Source organism: Paenibacillus sp. FSL R5-0928 (genome assembly GCF_037970385.1).
GTDB classification, from domain to species: Bacteria; Bacillota; Bacilli; order Paenibacillales; family Paenibacillaceae; genus Paenibacillus_AQ; species Paenibacillus_AQ odorifer.
Genome location: NZ_CP150225.1, coordinates 3,311,004 through 3,328,081 on the forward strand (window position 1 = coordinate 3,311,004; position 17,078 = coordinate 3,328,081).

At 40.9% G+C, this 17,078-nt stretch carries 11 protein-coding genes and 1 pseudogene; 11 read left to right on the plus strand and 1 reads right to left on the minus strand.

The window, feature by feature from the left end:
* The first annotated feature begins 104 nt into the window (after positions 1 to 104).
* Positions 105 to 1,685 (plus strand): response regulator, encoded by a 1,581-nt coding sequence (locus MKZ16_RS14930; protein ID WP_036678246.1) that lies wholly within the window; start codon positions 105 to 107, stop codon positions 1,683 to 1,685.
* A gap of 16 nt (positions 1,686 to 1,701) precedes the next feature.
* Positions 1,702 to 3,495 (plus strand): sensor histidine kinase, encoded by a 1,794-nt coding sequence (locus tag MKZ16_RS14935; protein WP_076105590.1) that lies wholly within the window; start codon positions 1,702 to 1,704, stop codon positions 3,493 to 3,495.
* 37 nt (positions 3,496 to 3,532) lie between these two features.
* On the opposite strand, the gene MKZ16_RS14940 is transcribed toward MKZ16_RS14935, so the two are convergent.
* Positions 3,533 to 3,739, minus strand: coding sequence for a DUF1657 domain-containing protein (locus tag MKZ16_RS14940; protein ID WP_036678243.1), 207 nt, complete (start codon positions 3,737 to 3,739; stop codon positions 3,533 to 3,535).
* 208 nt (positions 3,740 to 3,947) lie between these two features.
* On the opposite strand from MKZ16_RS14940, the gene MKZ16_RS14945 reads away from it, so the two are divergent.
* From MKZ16_RS14945 to MKZ16_RS14985, 9 genes and pseudogenes are all read left to right on the plus strand, one after another.
* A complete protein-coding gene (locus MKZ16_RS14945) occupies positions 3,948 to 4,808 on the plus strand; it encodes a DUF421 domain-containing protein (RefSeq protein ID WP_036678238.1) in 861 nt (286 codons plus the stop codon).
* Between the two features lie 968 nt (positions 4,809 to 5,776).
* Positions 5,777 to 6,946: pseudogene (locus MKZ16_RS14950) on the plus strand (right-handed parallel beta-helix repeat-containing protein); the annotation flags it as partial.
* 133 nt (positions 6,947 to 7,079) lie between these two features.
* Positions 7,080 to 8,531 (plus strand): spore germination protein, encoded by a 1,452-nt coding sequence (locus tag MKZ16_RS14955; protein ID WP_076105591.1) that lies wholly within the window; start codon positions 7,080 to 7,082, stop codon positions 8,529 to 8,531.
* Positions 8,528 to 9,679 (plus strand): Ger(x)C family spore germination protein, encoded by a 1,152-nt coding sequence (locus tag MKZ16_RS14960; protein WP_076105592.1) that lies wholly within the window; start codon positions 8,528 to 8,530, stop codon positions 9,677 to 9,679. The genes MKZ16_RS14955 and MKZ16_RS14960 overlap by 4 nt, the downstream gene beginning before the upstream one ends.
* A 21-nt stretch (positions 9,680 to 9,700) precedes the next feature.
* On the plus strand, positions 9,701 to 10,789 hold the full coding sequence (locus tag MKZ16_RS14965; RefSeq protein WP_076105593.1) for a GerAB/ArcD/ProY family transporter: 1,089 nt from the start codon (positions 9,701 to 9,703) through the stop codon (positions 10,787 to 10,789).
* A gap of 132 nt (positions 10,790 to 10,921) precedes the next feature.
* A complete protein-coding gene (locus tag MKZ16_RS14970; protein WP_076105594.1) occupies positions 10,922 to 11,899 on the plus strand; it encodes a MoxR family ATPase in 978 nt (325 codons plus the stop codon).
* A gap of 3 nt (positions 11,900 to 11,902) precedes the next feature.
* The gene (locus MKZ16_RS14975) at positions 11,903 to 12,991 is read left to right on the plus strand and encodes a DUF58 domain-containing protein (RefSeq protein WP_036678226.1); all 1,089 of its coding nucleotides are present in this window, start codon (positions 11,903 to 11,905) and stop codon (positions 12,989 to 12,991) included.
* Positions 12,988 to 14,319, plus strand: coding sequence for an FUSC family protein (locus tag MKZ16_RS14980; RefSeq protein WP_036678223.1), 1,332 nt, complete (start codon positions 12,988 to 12,990; stop codon positions 14,317 to 14,319). Before MKZ16_RS14975 ends, MKZ16_RS14980 begins: the two co-directional genes overlap by 4 nt.
* Before the next feature lie 132 nt (positions 14,320 to 14,451).
* Positions 14,452 to 17,049 (plus strand): hypothetical protein, encoded by a 2,598-nt coding sequence (locus tag MKZ16_RS14985; protein WP_076105596.1) that lies wholly within the window; start codon positions 14,452 to 14,454, stop codon positions 17,047 to 17,049.
* The last annotated feature ends 29 nt before the right edge of the window (positions 17,050 to 17,078 follow it).

A 17,078-nucleotide genomic window follows, 5' to 3' on the forward strand; every position in this document is an offset into this window, starting at 1 on the left:
GCTTTATAAGCTGTTAGGTAAGAGAATGAATGGTATACTGAAAAAGATTGGTTAGTAGAATTCAGCAGGTTGGTTTAAAAACATTTCAAAGGAGGATTGTGTTGATGTACAACGTATTATTAGTAGACGATGAGATGCTTGATCTTGAAGGCATGAGACAATTCATTCCTTGGAATGAACTGGGTATGCAGGTCGTGGAGGCAGCGAATAACGCGTTTACCGCATGCGATATTTTAGAACAGCATGTTATTGATATTATTGTTAGTGATGTGAATATGCCGAATATGTCGGGTCTAGAGCTGGCTCGGATTGCCATAGAGAAAAAAAACGATATACGTGTGATTTTTGTAAGCGGTTACCAGGATTTCAGTTATGTGAAACAGGCGCTTTCGCTAAAAGCGTATAGCTATGTCCTTAAACCAATGGATGACAAGGAACTTATTGCTGCACTTCAGAAAGTTAAGCAGGATTTAGATGATGAAAGTAAACGGCGTGACGTTGAAGAAGCTTATCAGCATATGATTCCTATGGCCAAAAATGATTTGTTGATCCGCTTGTTTGAAGGGGAATGGGAGGGGGATACTCAAGCTGGAATGTTGAAGCTTATGAAATCCTACGGTCTGGATAAGCTGGAATGGCCTATACGTGTGGCGGTCTTGGAGCTGGACTATTTCAACTGGTTTCAAGAACAGGATAATCTAACTAAACATCTAATGTCCAAGGACTTTCTATATGAAGTGAATACAATTGCTCAGAAGCACGGGATGCCTCATTGCTATAAGGTATCGTCTTATCGAATCGCGTTGTTGATTAACGAACAGGAGATGGAGAGGTTTATTGAAGAAATTTATGACTCGATTCGTACAAAATTTCCTGTCACTATGACCGTAGGTGTAGGGAAGCCTACATTTGCTATGGAACAGGTCCACACCTCCTATCGGCAAGCTATGGAAGCCGTTGACGGAAAGATGTTTCTTGGCAAAGGCAAACTTATTATGTATGAAACGGTTAGCAGCGAACCTGGAATGATTGATGCCCGTACGTTGGATACCCGTATGGATACGCTTTTTAAAGCGATGAAAGAATATGAGTTAGTCCTTATTTATGATGAGATCGATAAGCTGTTCAGATCCGTGAGTAGTCTAAGATCTAAATTTACGATTCATAATCTAGCCATGTATATTATATGGAAGCTGGATCAGCAGTTGAAGGAGGTTAGCGAGGATTTATTTGAAATCTTAGGTATGGAGTTACATAGTTTAGATATTTTGCTTCAATTCGATACGATCAGTGATATACGCTCTTGGCTTGTACTCAAAACGTTTGAAATATCCGAGTACCTACGAAGCAAAACAGAGTCAGTGAACAATAAACTGATTAGAGAAATTATGCAAATGATGAAGGATAAGATGAGCGAGAATTTTACGTTAAAGGATATTGCACAGCAGTTCTCTTTCTCACCCAACTATTTGGGATATCTATTTAAAGAGGAAACTGGGAAAACGTTCAGCGAAGTACTCATTCAGCTGCGAATGGAACAAGCAGGCAAGCTTTTGAAAGATCCGAAGTGTAAAATCTATGAAATCGCGAGCCAGGTAGGTTACCGTTATCTTCCTTACTTCAGCAGACAATTCAAAGAAGCCTATGGTATGACACCTATGGAGTATCGTAAGCGGGAGAAGTGATGGGGGATGATGTTGCATGAAACAACCAAGAAGAAAACATAAGTATGTGCCGATAGGGTATAAATTAATGCTGACCTATATTTTTTTCATTATTATCCCTGTATCCGTGATCGGTTTTGTCTCTCACTCTATGTACAATGATTCATTACGCGAGCATACAAGTTCGAATATTAAAGGTACGTTGTTGCAGATTCGCGATAATATTGATTATAAAATGGGGGAAGTTATTCGGATATCAACGCAATTATATAGTGATTATGATTTCTATCGGAATCTGCGAAGTTATGAAGAAGGCTGGGAAAACTATGATAGGATGTCTATGAAGGTACTTCCAAAGCTGGACGTAGCTATTCAATCAACGGGTATGAGGATTGGGATGTCGCTATTTTTAAAGAATGAATCCATTCCTGAGATCTATTCGAATTCACTTGAGGGCTATCTGGATAATAGTAGCTTCTATCATCTTTACCATATGAAACGGATTGAAGGGAAATCCTGGTATTATGATTTTCCAACCGAGAAATACGCGGAGACTATGAAATGGTGGCAGATCGAGCGCGATGTAGAAAATAATCGGATCTCGTTGCTCCGTAGATTAATAGATACATACGACCCTCTCGTGCCTAAGGAGATTGGCTTCTTGCGGATTAATGTAGGCATTCCAGATCTGTTCAATAGTGTGAATTATACGAAGATAGGAAAAGGAAGTATTCTAATTTTAAAAAACGAGTTCGGAAGAACGATGTACCAATCGGGAGAACTACCAGAGCACTATACCAATGAAGCCGAACTTAATAAGGATTACCTGACGATTAGTGAAACAGTTACGGTTTCTAACCAAGCTTGGCAATTAAACGCGCTAGTTCCAATTACAATACTTGAACAGGATGCAGTGAAGGTACGACTGTTTATTATTTTAATGTGTCTCATCTGTTGTGTTGTCTTTAGTTTTGTCGGCATATTTATATCCCGATATTTTTCAATTCGGATTAATAAGTTCGTGTACGTGCTGAATGCCTATCGGGAAGGTGATCTTCACAAGCGTATTTCCTATCGAGGCAAGGATGAATTCTCTCAGATTGCAACCGCGTTAAATGATATGGGCGAGAATATCGATATGTTGATTAAAGAAGTATATTTGACGCAGCTCCAGAAGAAGGAAGCAGAGCTTGAAATTCTACAATCACAAATCAATCCTCATTTCCTATATAATACGTTGTCATCTATTATTCAATTAGCCAAGTTTGGTCAAAATGAAAAGCTGCAGCAGATGGTGCTGGAATTAGCGAAGTTTTATCGCCTGACGCTTAATGAAGGACGTACCATGATTCCGGTCCCCACTGAAATTGAACAAGCAAACGCTTATTTAGAAATTCAGAAAATTAAATACGGTGATCGTCTGGAAGTTATGTTTGATTTTGATACAGAAATCTGGCCTTATGAGACCATAAAACTGATTCTACAACCATTTATCGAGAACGTGCTGAAGCACGCCTGGTGTGGTGACCACATTCATTTACGCATTGTTGGGCGTAAAGAGGGCAATGATATTCTGTTCCGCATCATTGATGATGGAATCGGCATGAGACAGGAACGTATTGATCAAATTTTTGATCCAAAGGGCCATACGAATACAGGTTATGGGGTCCGTAATGTGGATCAGCGGATTAAACTGCAATATGGATCTGAGTATGGCGTAACCATTTTTAGTCGTGTCGGAATTGGCACTTCTGTTCAGATACTTATTCCGGCTAATAAGGGCAAGCGTGGCATTCGTTCGAATGTTGTACATGATGAAAAGGGGTCTTAAAGCTAGTTTTTCTAGCCTAAGACCCCTTTAGCTTTAATTAGAACCCTTTATATTGAGGCTCTTCGGACTCTAATTCGGTTACCCGGTTCTCTACTTGAGTTACGATTTGTTGTGTTTGCTCAGCTGCGTTTGTGAACAAGGTTTTTGCACTCTCGTTTTGTGTTTCTAGTGCAAATTGTTCAAGACTGGCTTGAGCACCTTTTAAAGAAGATAAACATGTTTTTACTTGTGAGGCTACTGTCATTGAGTTTCTCTCCTCTGTGTTGGATTATTAGCAAGACGATTGCTATTGTCCTCAAATGCATCTATCGTTATGCAGGAAAAAAATTCATGTTTGTAGTAATAGAGGATTTTCCATAAATAAGTAGTGAAATTCCGGAGTGAATGCGGCTTTATTGACAAATAATGAGTGTTAGTAAACAAGCTTTGATTCAAAAAGGAGGGTATTTGTAATGCCGGAGTGGTTGGAGGTTATAGTTCGAACGCTCTTTGCTGTGGTTGTACTTTTCTTTTTAACAAAATTACTGGGAAAGAGACAAGTATCGCAGCTCTCGTTCTTCGAGTATATTACGGGGATAACTGTCGGCAGCTTAGCCGCTTACATTTCTTTGGATACGGATAAGTTATGGCATTTAGGGCTCATTGCACTGATTGTATGGGTAGCTTGTTCTTTAGGGATCGAATACCTTCAGATGAAGAGTAAAAAAGCAAGAGACTTTATTGATTTCAAGTCTACCGTACTAATTAAGGACGGAAAAATTCTCGAAGATCACATGAAAAAAGAACGTTTAACCACAGATGAATTGCTGGAGGAGTTACGCAAAAAAGACGTTTTCAATATATCGGAAGTGGAATTTGCGATTATGGAATCTGATGGAGCCATAAATGTTTTACTTAAGAGTGAAAATCAGCCGCTAACCCCTAAGCAATTGGGTATAAAGGTTGCTCCAGAGAAAGAGTCACAAGTTGTCATTATGGATGGTAAAGTGCTCGACAAACCATTAGATACTCTAAATCTAACGCGAAGCTGGCTTGATGGTGCCCTTGAAAAAATGGGTCTGACTGTTGAAAATGTGTTTCTTGGACAAGTTGATTCTTATGGTGAGCTGACAGTCGATTTGTATGCCGATAACTTTAAAGTCCCACAGCCGCAGGATAAGCCACAATTATATGCTTTGCTGAAAAAGTGTGAAGCTGATTTAGAGATGTTCAGTTTATCAACAGATAACGAAAAAGCTAAAAAAATGTATGAACAATGTTCGGAGCAATTGCAAGCTTCACTGAAGGTTTTGAAACCGTTAATTCAAAATTAAGGGTATAGATAAGGCACTCTCGAGTGAGATCGAGGGTGTTTTTTTATATTAATTTAAATAAATGTAATAATATGGGCACAAAGTAGCTGTACAACTTCAAAATATTAATTATAGTTGAGATTAGGCTGGAGTTATAGATGACACAGGATTGGAGGAATGTCCTCGCTTTTTATTTAAATCACAAAAACAAGGAGGAAGATGTTCACGTGAAACTAAAAGGACAATTTTCATTCGGAATTATGGTTACGCTTACAACTTCGCTGGTTCTAGGTAATTTGGTATGGAGTAACCCTACCGCACAGGCAGCAAATATTTTTAGCAATGATTTTGAGAATGGAAATGCCGACAATTGGACGAGTACAACAGGAACTTGGTCTGTAGTTGAAGAGAGTGGCAATCATATGTATTATCAATCCAGTCAAAACGAAGGACGTTCGTTCTCCGGTAGCAACACGTGGACAGATTATAGTGTTCAAGCCGATGTGAAGATTGATAATTTCAATGGAACTAATCGAACTTATGTGTGCGGGCGCTATGTTGACGGAAATAACTATTATGCTGCATCTCTGTCTAACAGTAATGGTGGGACGCTTGAAATACGAAAAAAGGTGAATGGTTCAAGTTCAACACTGGCTAGTAAAACTGATTTTCCTATAACCACTGGAACTGCCTATACAGTTAGGCTGGAGCTTAGTGGAGATTCGCTTAAAATGTATGTTAATGATGTTTTGCAGTTAAATGCACACGATAACAATTTGACGGCAGGTGGTATTGGACTTGTAGCTTATAAGACAGCAGCGAAGTTCGACAATATCAATGTCTCCGATATCACAACGGGCACTCCGACATCTACGCCTACCGTAGCACCAACAATTGCACCAACGGTAGCTCCTACGGCTACTCCAACAGCAAGCGCAACCCCCACTGCGACAGTAGCTCCAACCGCCACTCCAACTGCAACACCAATTGCAGGCTCGATTTATGTAGCCCCTAATGGTCTGGACAGCAACGCAGGAACAATTGGTAGTCCAACCACACTGGCCTCAGCGATTACGAAGGTAGCCCCCGGGGAAACCATCTATATGCGTGGAGGGGTTTACACGTATTCTTCAACAATAATTGTTGGACAAGATAATAGCGGAAGCTCTAACTTACGAAAGAACATCGCTGCATATGGGACTGAGAAGCCTATACTGGATTTTTACGCCCAGCCATTTGACCCAGCTCAACGTGGTTTGCAGATATACGGTAACTACTGGAAGGTAAAAGGATTAGAGATAAGAGGCTCAGGAGATAATGGGCTCTTTATTGGCGGGAACTATAACATTATTGAGAATGTTGAAACCCATCATAATCGGGATTCGGGACTGCAAATCAGCCGTTATGCTTCATCTCTGACCAGCATGAGTCAATGGCCGAGCTATAATCAGATCATTGGAGTGTATTCTCATGATAATTATGATCCGGATAACGGGGAAGACGCTGATGGTTTTGCTGCTAAGCTGACCATAGGTCCTGGTAACGTATTCGATAAATGTATAGCTGCATGGAATACAGATGACGGCTGGGATCTTTACAGTAAATCAGAAACAGGCCCCATCGGAGTGGTGACGATCAAGAATAGTATCTCCTATAAGAACGGACAGACCTCAGATGGAAATTCAACGGCAAACAGCGATGGGAATGGATTCAAACTAGGTGGTGAAAAGATTGCAGTAAACCACATTGTACTGAATAGCATCGCATTTCAAAATAAAAAACACGGATTCACTTACAACAGTAATCCAGGTTCCATCCAGTTAACAAATAATACTTCTTGGAGTAACGGACAGAGTAACTTTGCTTTTGATACCGGTACTCACCAATTTACGAACAACTTGTCTTTTGCAGGAGGATCGAGTGACAAAACAAGTGGAACCGATATTCTAAGTACTAATGTGTGGTGGAAGAGTAATGCAAGTACCAATGCCAAGGGTTTGGTAGCCAGTGCCGCTGATTTTGTAAGTCTTACGCCTTCAGTGGTGCGAAATGCTGATGGATCTTTTAGTCTGGGCAGTTTCCTCAAATTAACAGGGGGTAGCGACCTAATCGGATCTGGAACACCTAGCGGAACTAATATTGGTGCTACATTTCCTTGATTTGAAATCTAGGGGTTTGATGGGCATGAGTTCGGTACTATACCGGACTCATGCCTTTTTGCTCTGATATAAGAATAAACCTTCCATTTCATTGGCAAACTAAGCCAGATTAACAAGTCACAATCTTGGAGGTATGCCGCAGATGTCTGGAATTATTGAAACAATTAAAGAACAACTAGAGGGATCTAGTGATGCAGTTTTTCAATCCATTCGCCTTCACGGGCATTCCTGCCACTTGATCTATATCCCATTCATTGTGAATTCCCTGAGTCTTCATAAGGATATTGCATTACCGCTAAGAAATGAAGCAAATTCAGAGCACAAATGGTCTGATTTTTTAGAACGACTGGATCGAGGAGCTGTTTTTCCCATCCCGTATCTTAAGGAGTTTGACATAAACAAGGCTGTGGATTTGATTGTCGCTGGAAAAGTAGTGCTCTGTTTTGAAGAGCTTCCTTATGTTTATTATTTTGAGATCACGCAATATCAGAAAAGATCGGTAACGGAATCACAAAATGAACTTGTGGTGATTGGACCACAAGAAGCATTTATTGAAGATATTGAAACAAATCTGTCCCTGCTCCGACACAAAATTAAACATCCGGATCTAAAGACTATTCAGTATACAATTGGTAAATATACCAAAACTGATGTGTATGTTGTATATATTGAAGGACTTTATAAAAAAGAAGTTCTTGCGGAAATTGAAAAGCAACTAAATGAAATAGATATTGATGGGATATTGGGCATTAGTTATATATCGGAGCAATTGCGGAAGGGGAACTTGACACCATTTCCTGTATTTCAATATACAGAACGCCCCGACTCGGTGGCAGCTTCTTTAATGGAAGGCCGGATCGGAATATTACAGGATGGCACACCCACTGCAATGATTGCACCTACATCTTTTTTTACAATGCTACAATCCTCTGAGGATTATTATCAAAGCTTCTATGCAGCAAGCTGGATTCGAATCGTTCGATTTGTGTTTTCCATCATATCCATGATTCTTCCATCGCTTTATGTTGCGATTACAACCTTTCATCCTCAGATCATTCCCTCAAACCTGTTAATTACGATAGCATCTGCCAGAGAGAATATTCCTTTCTCAGCCTTGACTGAGGCTTTAATCATGGAGCTTACCTTCGAGGCCCTTAGAGAAGCTGGAACCCGAATACCAAAGCCTGTGGGCCAGACCGTTTCTATTATTGGGGGTATAGTCATCGGTCAAGCTGCGGTACAAGCAGGAATTGTATCTGCTCCAATGGTCATTGTGGTTTCTATCACCGGAATTGCCACCTACATCATTCCCCATTATGAGCTGGGTTTGACTTTTCGTTTACTTCGTTTCCCTTTATTGATTATGGGGGGGACGATGGGATTACTCGGGGTATATATTACAGCCTTTTTGATTTACGGGCATCTGGCTAATCTTAGGCCGTTAGGTTCACCGTATTTACAACCCGTTGCTCCTTTGGTGTTACAAGACTGGAAGGACACATTATCTCGTTTTCCCTCTAACTATATGAAGAAACGAAGCAACATTTATAGCAACAGGAATCTAAGGAGACAGAAACAAAAATGAGAACTCTAAAAATTGGAGTTGTTATACTTCTACTCCTAAATGTAACAGGCTGCTGGTCGTCCAAGGTGGAACTGGACGAATTAACCTTTGTATACGGCTTGTTTATAGATGTAGGCAAAGAAGCAGGCACCGTTGAAATTACGATTAACTCTCCTTTGCCCAATCGTCTTAACTCATCAAGCCAACCCGCTAGTGGTGGCGGCGATGGAAATAGTTATTCTACAGTTTCCAAGACCGCAGATACGATAGCAGATGCCATGTTACTAGTCCAAAAAGACCTAACACGTCAGCTTAGTCTTTCTCAATTAAAAATAATCGTCTTAGGGAAAGCTTATGCAGAACAAGGAATCGGTGAACTTCTGTTATGGATTAGACGAGAGCCAGCCCTTCCCCTCGGAACCTATGTCATGGCGAGTCCCGGCAGTGCCAAAGAGATGAATACATTAACACCTATCTACGAACAATTGCCTTCTGATGTACTAATGAGCTTTGGAACAGAAAAATATATGTTTTCAACTACAATCAAGGACTGCTTGTTCGCCGAGGCATCTGGAGTTGGGTTTGCTATAAATAATCTTTCATTTGGTAAAAAAGAGGAAACTACAAAAGAAGGTAAACCACAATATTGGGCAGGCATTCAAGGGGCCATGTTGTTTCAGAATGAGAAAATGAAGGGAATACTAAAGCTTAAAGAAGGTAGGGCATTGGCATGGGCCGCAGGCAAGCTTAAGCTGTCGGTTTATTCTGTTACCTGGGATGGAGGAGAAAGTGCGGCAAGTGTTGTATTTGTTAGCACCAAATCTTCAAAGAAAGTAAAACTAACGGATAAAGGCCCAGTGTTCACAGTGAAATTAAAAGGAAAAGCTAGTGTGATTTATTTAAGGGACCCTAAGAAAAGAAATCTAGAAGAGATCAGTAATATCATTACAGAGAAACTAAGCGATAAAATTACTGCTAATCTGACCGAAGCTATACGTTTATCCCAAGAAGCAGGTGCGGATGTTCTACAACTCGGCATGTTACTGGAATGGAATGATCCGAAACTTTGGAAGGAAGTAAGAGAACGTTGGGATAATTACTACACCCACGAGGCAGATATTAAGGTGGCAACGGACTTTCGCATTGTAGATTTTGGAACAGCAAAATAAAGAACTGAGGAATGAAAAGTTATGCGTACAACAAAGTGGCAGCTGTTCCGGTTTATCACTATTTTTTTCAGCTCACAAACCACCATTTTTTTGATTCCAACTATTATTGCTAGTTCCTCCTATCAAGGCTGGATTGCATTAATCGTTGGCTCCTTATTAGGATTGATATTATTGTGGTTTACAATCTATGTTGGTAAGCTGCGACCTAATCAAGCTTGGGTTCACTTTGGAAAAGAGATCATTGGCAAATGGCCACATAAATTTATGATTCTGCTCCTACTATGCTGGTGTGTTTATTATGTTTCTTTCGATATAGAGAATTTCGTACTATTTTTCGGCTCGAATTATTTAAGAGGAACTCCACCTCTATTTATCCAGTGTGTCGTTGGTCTGGTGATCATGTACACGGCAAGTCTAGGATTTGCAACAATTACATATATGGCCGATGGATTATTTATTATTTTCTTTATTACCGTGATTATTTTATTTAATTTATTCCTTCCAAACGCGGACTTTAATATGGTACCTGCCTTCTTTCATTATCATGATCCTGGAATCGCCCTGAAAGATTCTATTGTGGTCATGTCATGGTTTGGAGAATGGATTGTCCTTTTGTTCATTGCACCTGATTTAAAAATTGAAGCGAAAATGATGAAAAGATTAGTATTTGCGCAGTTCTATGTTTCAATTACGGTCTTAATAGGATGGTTATTGACAATGATGAGTTTTGGTCCACATTTAGGCCAGCAACTCCAATATCCTTTTCTTGAGATGGTGCGTAGTTCAAAAGAAGATAATTTATTAGGTAATACTGACCCGCTTTTGATTGGAATCTGGTCGTCTTCGATGTTTATTCACAGTGCTTTCCTTATCTATGTAGCTTCAAAATGTGCAGCAAGTTTGTTTAATACTAATAGTAAAAAAATTTACGTTCCCCTTTTAACACTGGCTTCAGTGACAATAGCGTACTTATATTCACGCGACGTCGGCAGATATTACGAACACTATAAAAGCTTTGCCATTGTGATCATTTGGCTAATCGTTGAAAGCATACCCATATATTACGGGATTGTAGCCTTTTTTCGATATCGGCATAAGACTGCGAAATGAAAGTCGAATGGAAGACGGGTGCTGTCTAATTATGGGCAGTGCTTTTTTTTGTGAATTATAAATCGGGTACGCTTTCTGTTATGATTAAAGCACTTATTACATAATTATCCTCAGATTGGATGGTGTATTCACATGAATCTTCAAGAAGTAACTGAACTTATCAAATCTATTAGGGCCAATCTTGCCAAAGTCATTGTAGGAAAAGAGGAGGGAGTAGACCTGCTGCTGACCGCATTACTTGCGAATGGACATGTTCTGCTGGAAGATGTACCAGGAACGGGTAAAACCTTGCTCGCAAAGGTTCTTGCCAAATCATTAGATTGTTCATTTAAGCGCATTCAATTTACACCGGATTTATTGCCTTCTGATTTAAGCGGGATCAACTATTACAATCAGAAGACGGGAGAGTTTCAGTTCAGACCAGGTCCGGTATTTGCTAATATACTGCTGGCTGACGAAATTAATCGTGCAACACCTAGAACTCAATCCAGCCTATTAGAGTGTATGGAGGAACGGCAAATAACTATCGATGGCGTAACGCACGGATTAGAAGCACCATTTCTTGTCATTGCTACTCAGAATCCGATAGACAACCAAGGGACCTTCCCACTGCCTGAGGCTCAGTTAGATCGATTTTTGATGCGGATTACTACGGGTTATCCTACCTTCGATGAAGGGATACATATTTTACAGCGTTTTCGTGAGAATAATCCGCTCGAAGAGTCTTTTCCTGTAGCAACGGTACAAGATATTCAAGCCGCACAGCGCTTAGCCGCATCGGTAAGTATCAGTGATGATTTATTAGGTTATATCGTACGGATAACGGAAGCTACCCGCAAATCTACGGCAGTAAAACTGGGGGCGAGTCCACGTGCTAGTGGCGCGTTGCTTAGATCAGCTCAGGGATATGCACTTATTCAAGGCAGGTCCTATGTAACACCGGATGATATCAAAGCCGTAGCTGTTTCCGTGCTTGCACATCGTCTGCTGCTTCATCGGGGATTAGGCTCAAGAGAGGGACAAGCCGCGGATATTGTATTGCAAGTGCTACGTGAAGTTGAGGTGCCTGCTGAACCCGTGACGTCCTTAAGAGGCGGAAAGGTGGAATGACCTATGGCTTTGCCTTGGTTCATTTTCATTACTGTGGCGTTGGTGTTACTTCTTGCTGACATTTATAAACGGAATGGCCTGAAAGCGCTTAGTTATTCTCGCTATTTTTCACGCAAGACTGCTTATGAAGGAGAACGTATTGAGATGATCGAGGAGATCGTTAATGCGAAACTTCTTCCTTTGCCGTGGCTCCGATTGGAGTCTAGTATTGCGAGAGGTCTGGAATTTGGAAGTCAGGATAATCTTGGGATTAGTACAGGAGAAATCTCTCAGAATCATATTAGTTTATTCTATTTAAAATCTTATCGTCATATTAAAAGACGGCATCAGGTGACATGTGAGCGTCGTGGTTTATATCGTTTGGAATCCGTGACTATGACAACGGGAGATCCATTTGGTTTGACTCGAAAAAACAAAACGTATCCACTCGAGTTAGAGTTATTGATCTATCCCGTTCTGCTGAATCTAGACGAGCTTCCATTGCCCATTCATAGCTGGCTGGGTGAGCTTCCTGTGAAAAGATGGATCGTTGAAGACCCTTTTCTGACTGCTGGCATTCGTGAGTATAGCTCAGGAGATTCTATGGGATTGGTAAACTGGAAGGCTACAGCACGTACTGGTGTTATGCAGGTTCATAAAAAAGATTATACTGCTGACTCCCGGCTCGTCATCTGTCTGAATATAGAGGACAGTGATTCCATGTGGAGAACGGTGACTGATGTGGAACGAATCGAGCAAGGAATAAGATATGCAGCGACTATAGCTGAATACGCAATGCAGCATGGAATTGAGACCGGATTAATCTGTAATGGCAGATTGGACGATGCTGGCGAAAGAGATCCAATTGAAGCAGAGCCGATGGCTCAGCTCGAAGATATGTTAGAGCTGCTGGCAAGGCTGAAGCTGGATAGAACACTTCCTATGAGTCGACTATTGGAATTGCAGGTTGAGAGTGGAATTAGTGACACAGACTTTCTAATCATAAGCTGCCATAGAGGAGCAGAATTGCAAAAGGCGACGGATCTCCTAATGCAGCAAGGCAATGGTGTGGAATGGCTGGATATTCCGGAACAAGGGAGAGAGAGCGCATGAAGCTTACGTTGTCTGGCTATGTAAGGGAAACAGTCAAACTCTGGTTGTGGTCTGTTATTGAATTGTTGCTATTTCTACCGGTTTGGGTTCTATTTCAGATTTATTTGTTGCCCCAACAAGATGAACAAATATGGTTGATTGCGCTGCCTATACTAGCTTTAGCGGGCATTCTTTTGCGCAATTTTTGCAATGTAAGATGGAAGCAATTGCTTGCCGCCTTAATCCTCGGGGTATTATTAGGTGCGGTTTCAGGGAGTTTATCCATCGAAAGCCTTCCCTTAGGTGTGGCTGGATTTATATGTACATTTTTAGGGATGACGGTAGACTCTAGAAATAATAGATTCAGAATGTTTTGGATAGGTATAATAATCTATTTTGTAGCTACTATAGCGTTTCATAGAGTTCCTGAATTGGAGCCAAGTGTGCCGTTATTGACCTGGTGTGGCAGTCTGTATTTAATACTGACTTTACTTATTTCTAATAGCAGCTATATACGATACAGCGCACTTACTGAAGAGAATGAAACGCTGCCCAAAGGGATACAACGGAATAATCGTATATATGTCATTGTGATTGGAGTTATTGCAGCTGTACTAGCAGCAGGTGTCGGCAAAGCTATAGGAACACTGGTATGGAGACTCTTACGCTCATTTTTCAATTTTATTAATCAGTTATTTTCTGGCACAAAAGAACCAGAGCCTCCGCCAGCAGAATTGCCGCCAGCAACTCCGATGTTACCGCCTGTTGGCGAGCAAAAGCGGGGCTGGCTAGCTATTATACTAGAGTACGGATTCTATATTTTGGCAGCGGTATTATTGGGGTTTGTAGCCTATTATGCACTTCGCTGGTTGTACAGAAATGCTGGAGAAAAGTGGCGGAGAGCCATAGATGCATTGTTATCGATGTTACGTAGGGAACATGCCCCTAAGAATAATACAGCATATCTTGACGAAGAGAAAAGCGTCTTTACTTGGGAACAAACCGTTCGAGGGTTGAAGGATTTCTGGAGCTCACGTCTTCCTTCAAAACATCGAAAGGATCGCTGGGAACAGATGAATGGCGAGCAGGAACGTGTACGTTGGCTTTATCGGCGGTGGCTAAATATAAAGCGCGATAACGGTTATGAAATGAAAAGTTATCTTACGCCGCAGGAAACAAAAAGGGATGTTTTGCTATGGGGAGATCGTAACAAGCATAAACGTAAGGGAGATGAAGATTCTATAGCTGCGTCAGAACAATTGATTGAAATATATGAAAAAGTTAGATACGGAGAAGACCAGCCTGCGGCTTCTGATATTGCAGCCTTGAAAAATCAACTGAAATTATAGAATCGTTTTCAGAATATATGCAAATTGGAACAAATAGGTTACAAAAGGCCTGTAAGTGTTACAACATGGATACAATTGGATCTGCTCTAACCACTATAATAATTCTAGTAAAATACTCGTGGAGGGAAGTCAATGAGAAAGCATAGCAGTACATATGTTGTTTTACTCTTAAGCACCTTTGTCATAAGCCAGTTGACAGGGCATACCGCTTCGGCTGCATCAGTTAGTTCTGTTCAGCCAAAATCTGCGGTAGCTGCTGCAACTGTAGCAGCTCCTAGTAATCTGGGTTCCGTTTCTTTAGGAGCTAATATCAAAGCTACACTGGAAGATGTGAATATTTGGTCACAACCTGGAGGCAATATTTTAACTTATACAATTAACTATTCGAATGGCAGCAACAAAAGTGCTAGCCTATTGTATTATTTTTCGAGAGTTATGACCTCTGGCGGCTCTGTCATTCCAGGGAATCCACTAAGTGCTGACTCTACTAAGAAAAAAGTGGGTTCTAATGAAAGCTTGCGCGTTACATATTATGTTAATGTCGGCCAGGTAAATTCGTTAAAAGGTATCAAGATTCCAATGTACGTTTGGGATTCCAAAACCAAGGGGTATCTCAAGCAAGTAGGAACTTTTAATATACCCGCCAACTATTCGCCAACCGCTGTAAACGGTAAAACTGTAAGCACTACAATGAATGACATTCCGGTTGTTGCTAAAAGCGAATCCTTGGAGCTCTACAAATACAGCGGAAAGGTTTATGCCAAGGTGGGCATAAGCTTGACCAATAAAGGCAGCAAAGTATTAAGTGATCCTGGTTACGCAGCATATTTGGTCTCGGCAGGGGGAAGCTCGTATGAATTAGCCCTTGACCGTTCTCAGCTTAGTTATAAAATTCAGCCACAAGAGAAAAAGACCATTTATTATCTTACAGAAATTCCTTCGTATATGAAGACGGATAATATGAAACTGCAATTCACCCAAAAGGATGAGGCGCTGAAGCTGGAGATTGCCAAATCTTCGTACAAGCTGCCTGCGGCTACAACACCAAATTTGGTAGTTGGCAAAGGTGTAATCAAGAAAATTACCATCAATAACAATACGATTGAAACACAATTAAATAACGCAACCGTATACGCAGAGAACAATAAGGGATTCTGGTCTTTTCAGCTGCGAGTGAAGAATACAGGGAAGACAGCCGTTACGTTACCTTCTTATGAGCTTGCCGTCAAATCCTCAACTGGGACAACCTTTCCGATCAATTCTAAGGGCTTGAGCGGATTAACCATAAAACCTCTGGAGGAAAAAATCATCCCGCTTACCGCACAAGTCCCCCTTGAAGTAGAACAGAATTCACTGCAATTGCAGATGATTGAGGCTGTTTCTGCTCCAGATAATAGTGAGACGGGAACTACCGGAGACGGAGCAGGAACTGGAAGCACTGGTGGAACCAATGTCGTTACGGGCAACACAGCTAAACTAACTGTTCCGGTTGCTTACTTTACAATCTCCTATACCTTGCGTCCAGAGATACAGAAAGGGCTCGAATATAGAGCTACAAATGAATATGGGACGTTTACTTACAGTTTAGTTTCCTTACAGCGTTTTCCATGGAAAGACGACGATATCGTAGTTGCCAGATTAAATATTACGAATACCCAATCGGTTGCCTTGTCTCTGCCGGAATTAAAGGGAGCTGTTCAGGTAGACAATGAGGACATGTCATCTTCAACGGAACTGTTTATGGATAAGGAAACTTCAACGATTGGACCAGGTAAAAACGCTGAAATCTATGTGTTTGCCAAAATTCCTTATACACAAGAGTTCGATAAACTAAAATTAAATCTTTATTCTATGGTAAAAGAAGAGAAGAGCTCGTTCTTATCAGTTACTACTAACAGCATGATGAACGCTGTAGCTTCTATTGAAACTGGAGGAAGTTATGTTATCTCTGGTAAAGGTAAGAACGCTAAAGTGCAAGAGAACAAAACCATTATTTATGAAGGACTTAACTCCAATCTCGTATACACAGAGCTCCTTATGAGCAGTGAAGAGAAAAGACAAAGCAAAATGGCTCGCCTCCAAGCTTATTACAAAACGGGAGACGGTCAGCTATTCGAAGCTACAGCCAATCAACCAGATACTTCTGCTACTCCGGGCGGTAAGCAATTAATCACCTTCTGGGCGAAGGTTCCGAAGGCCGTTAATACTTCTGATGTTAGCCTGTTCCTAGGGCCAGGGATTACTGGGAATAAGCTGACGGAACCGGGTCAGGAATCCACTGGATTTATTAATATGGCTTCACTGTCATTAAATCCGGTTACCACTCCACCAGAGAAAAACTTGACGAAGGTGGCAATTTATCCGTATACCATGTCCGTTCTAAGTTCAGAAGGGCGCTCATTACAAGGCAGTGACTCTATAAATATAGTTATGAATTACAATCTTCTTCGTGATAGCAGCTATGATATGGGTACCTTCACGCATAAACTGGTCCTGAAAATGACGGACCCATATGGTCTTTCTCAGGAACGAAGCTTGAACATCGGTACTGATATTCTTGAAGGGACCAACAACTCGTATACAGCAAGCTTTAGCAATAATATGTATAAGAATTTGTCAGGAGGTACCTACCGGATCACGCTGTACGATGAATTCCAAGGCGAACGGATCGAGCTGGCTAGTCAAGCTTATAACATCAAGATTGATAGAGCAGTTGTAACTGAGAAATAGCATTTCATATCTATTATTGTACGAAGAGG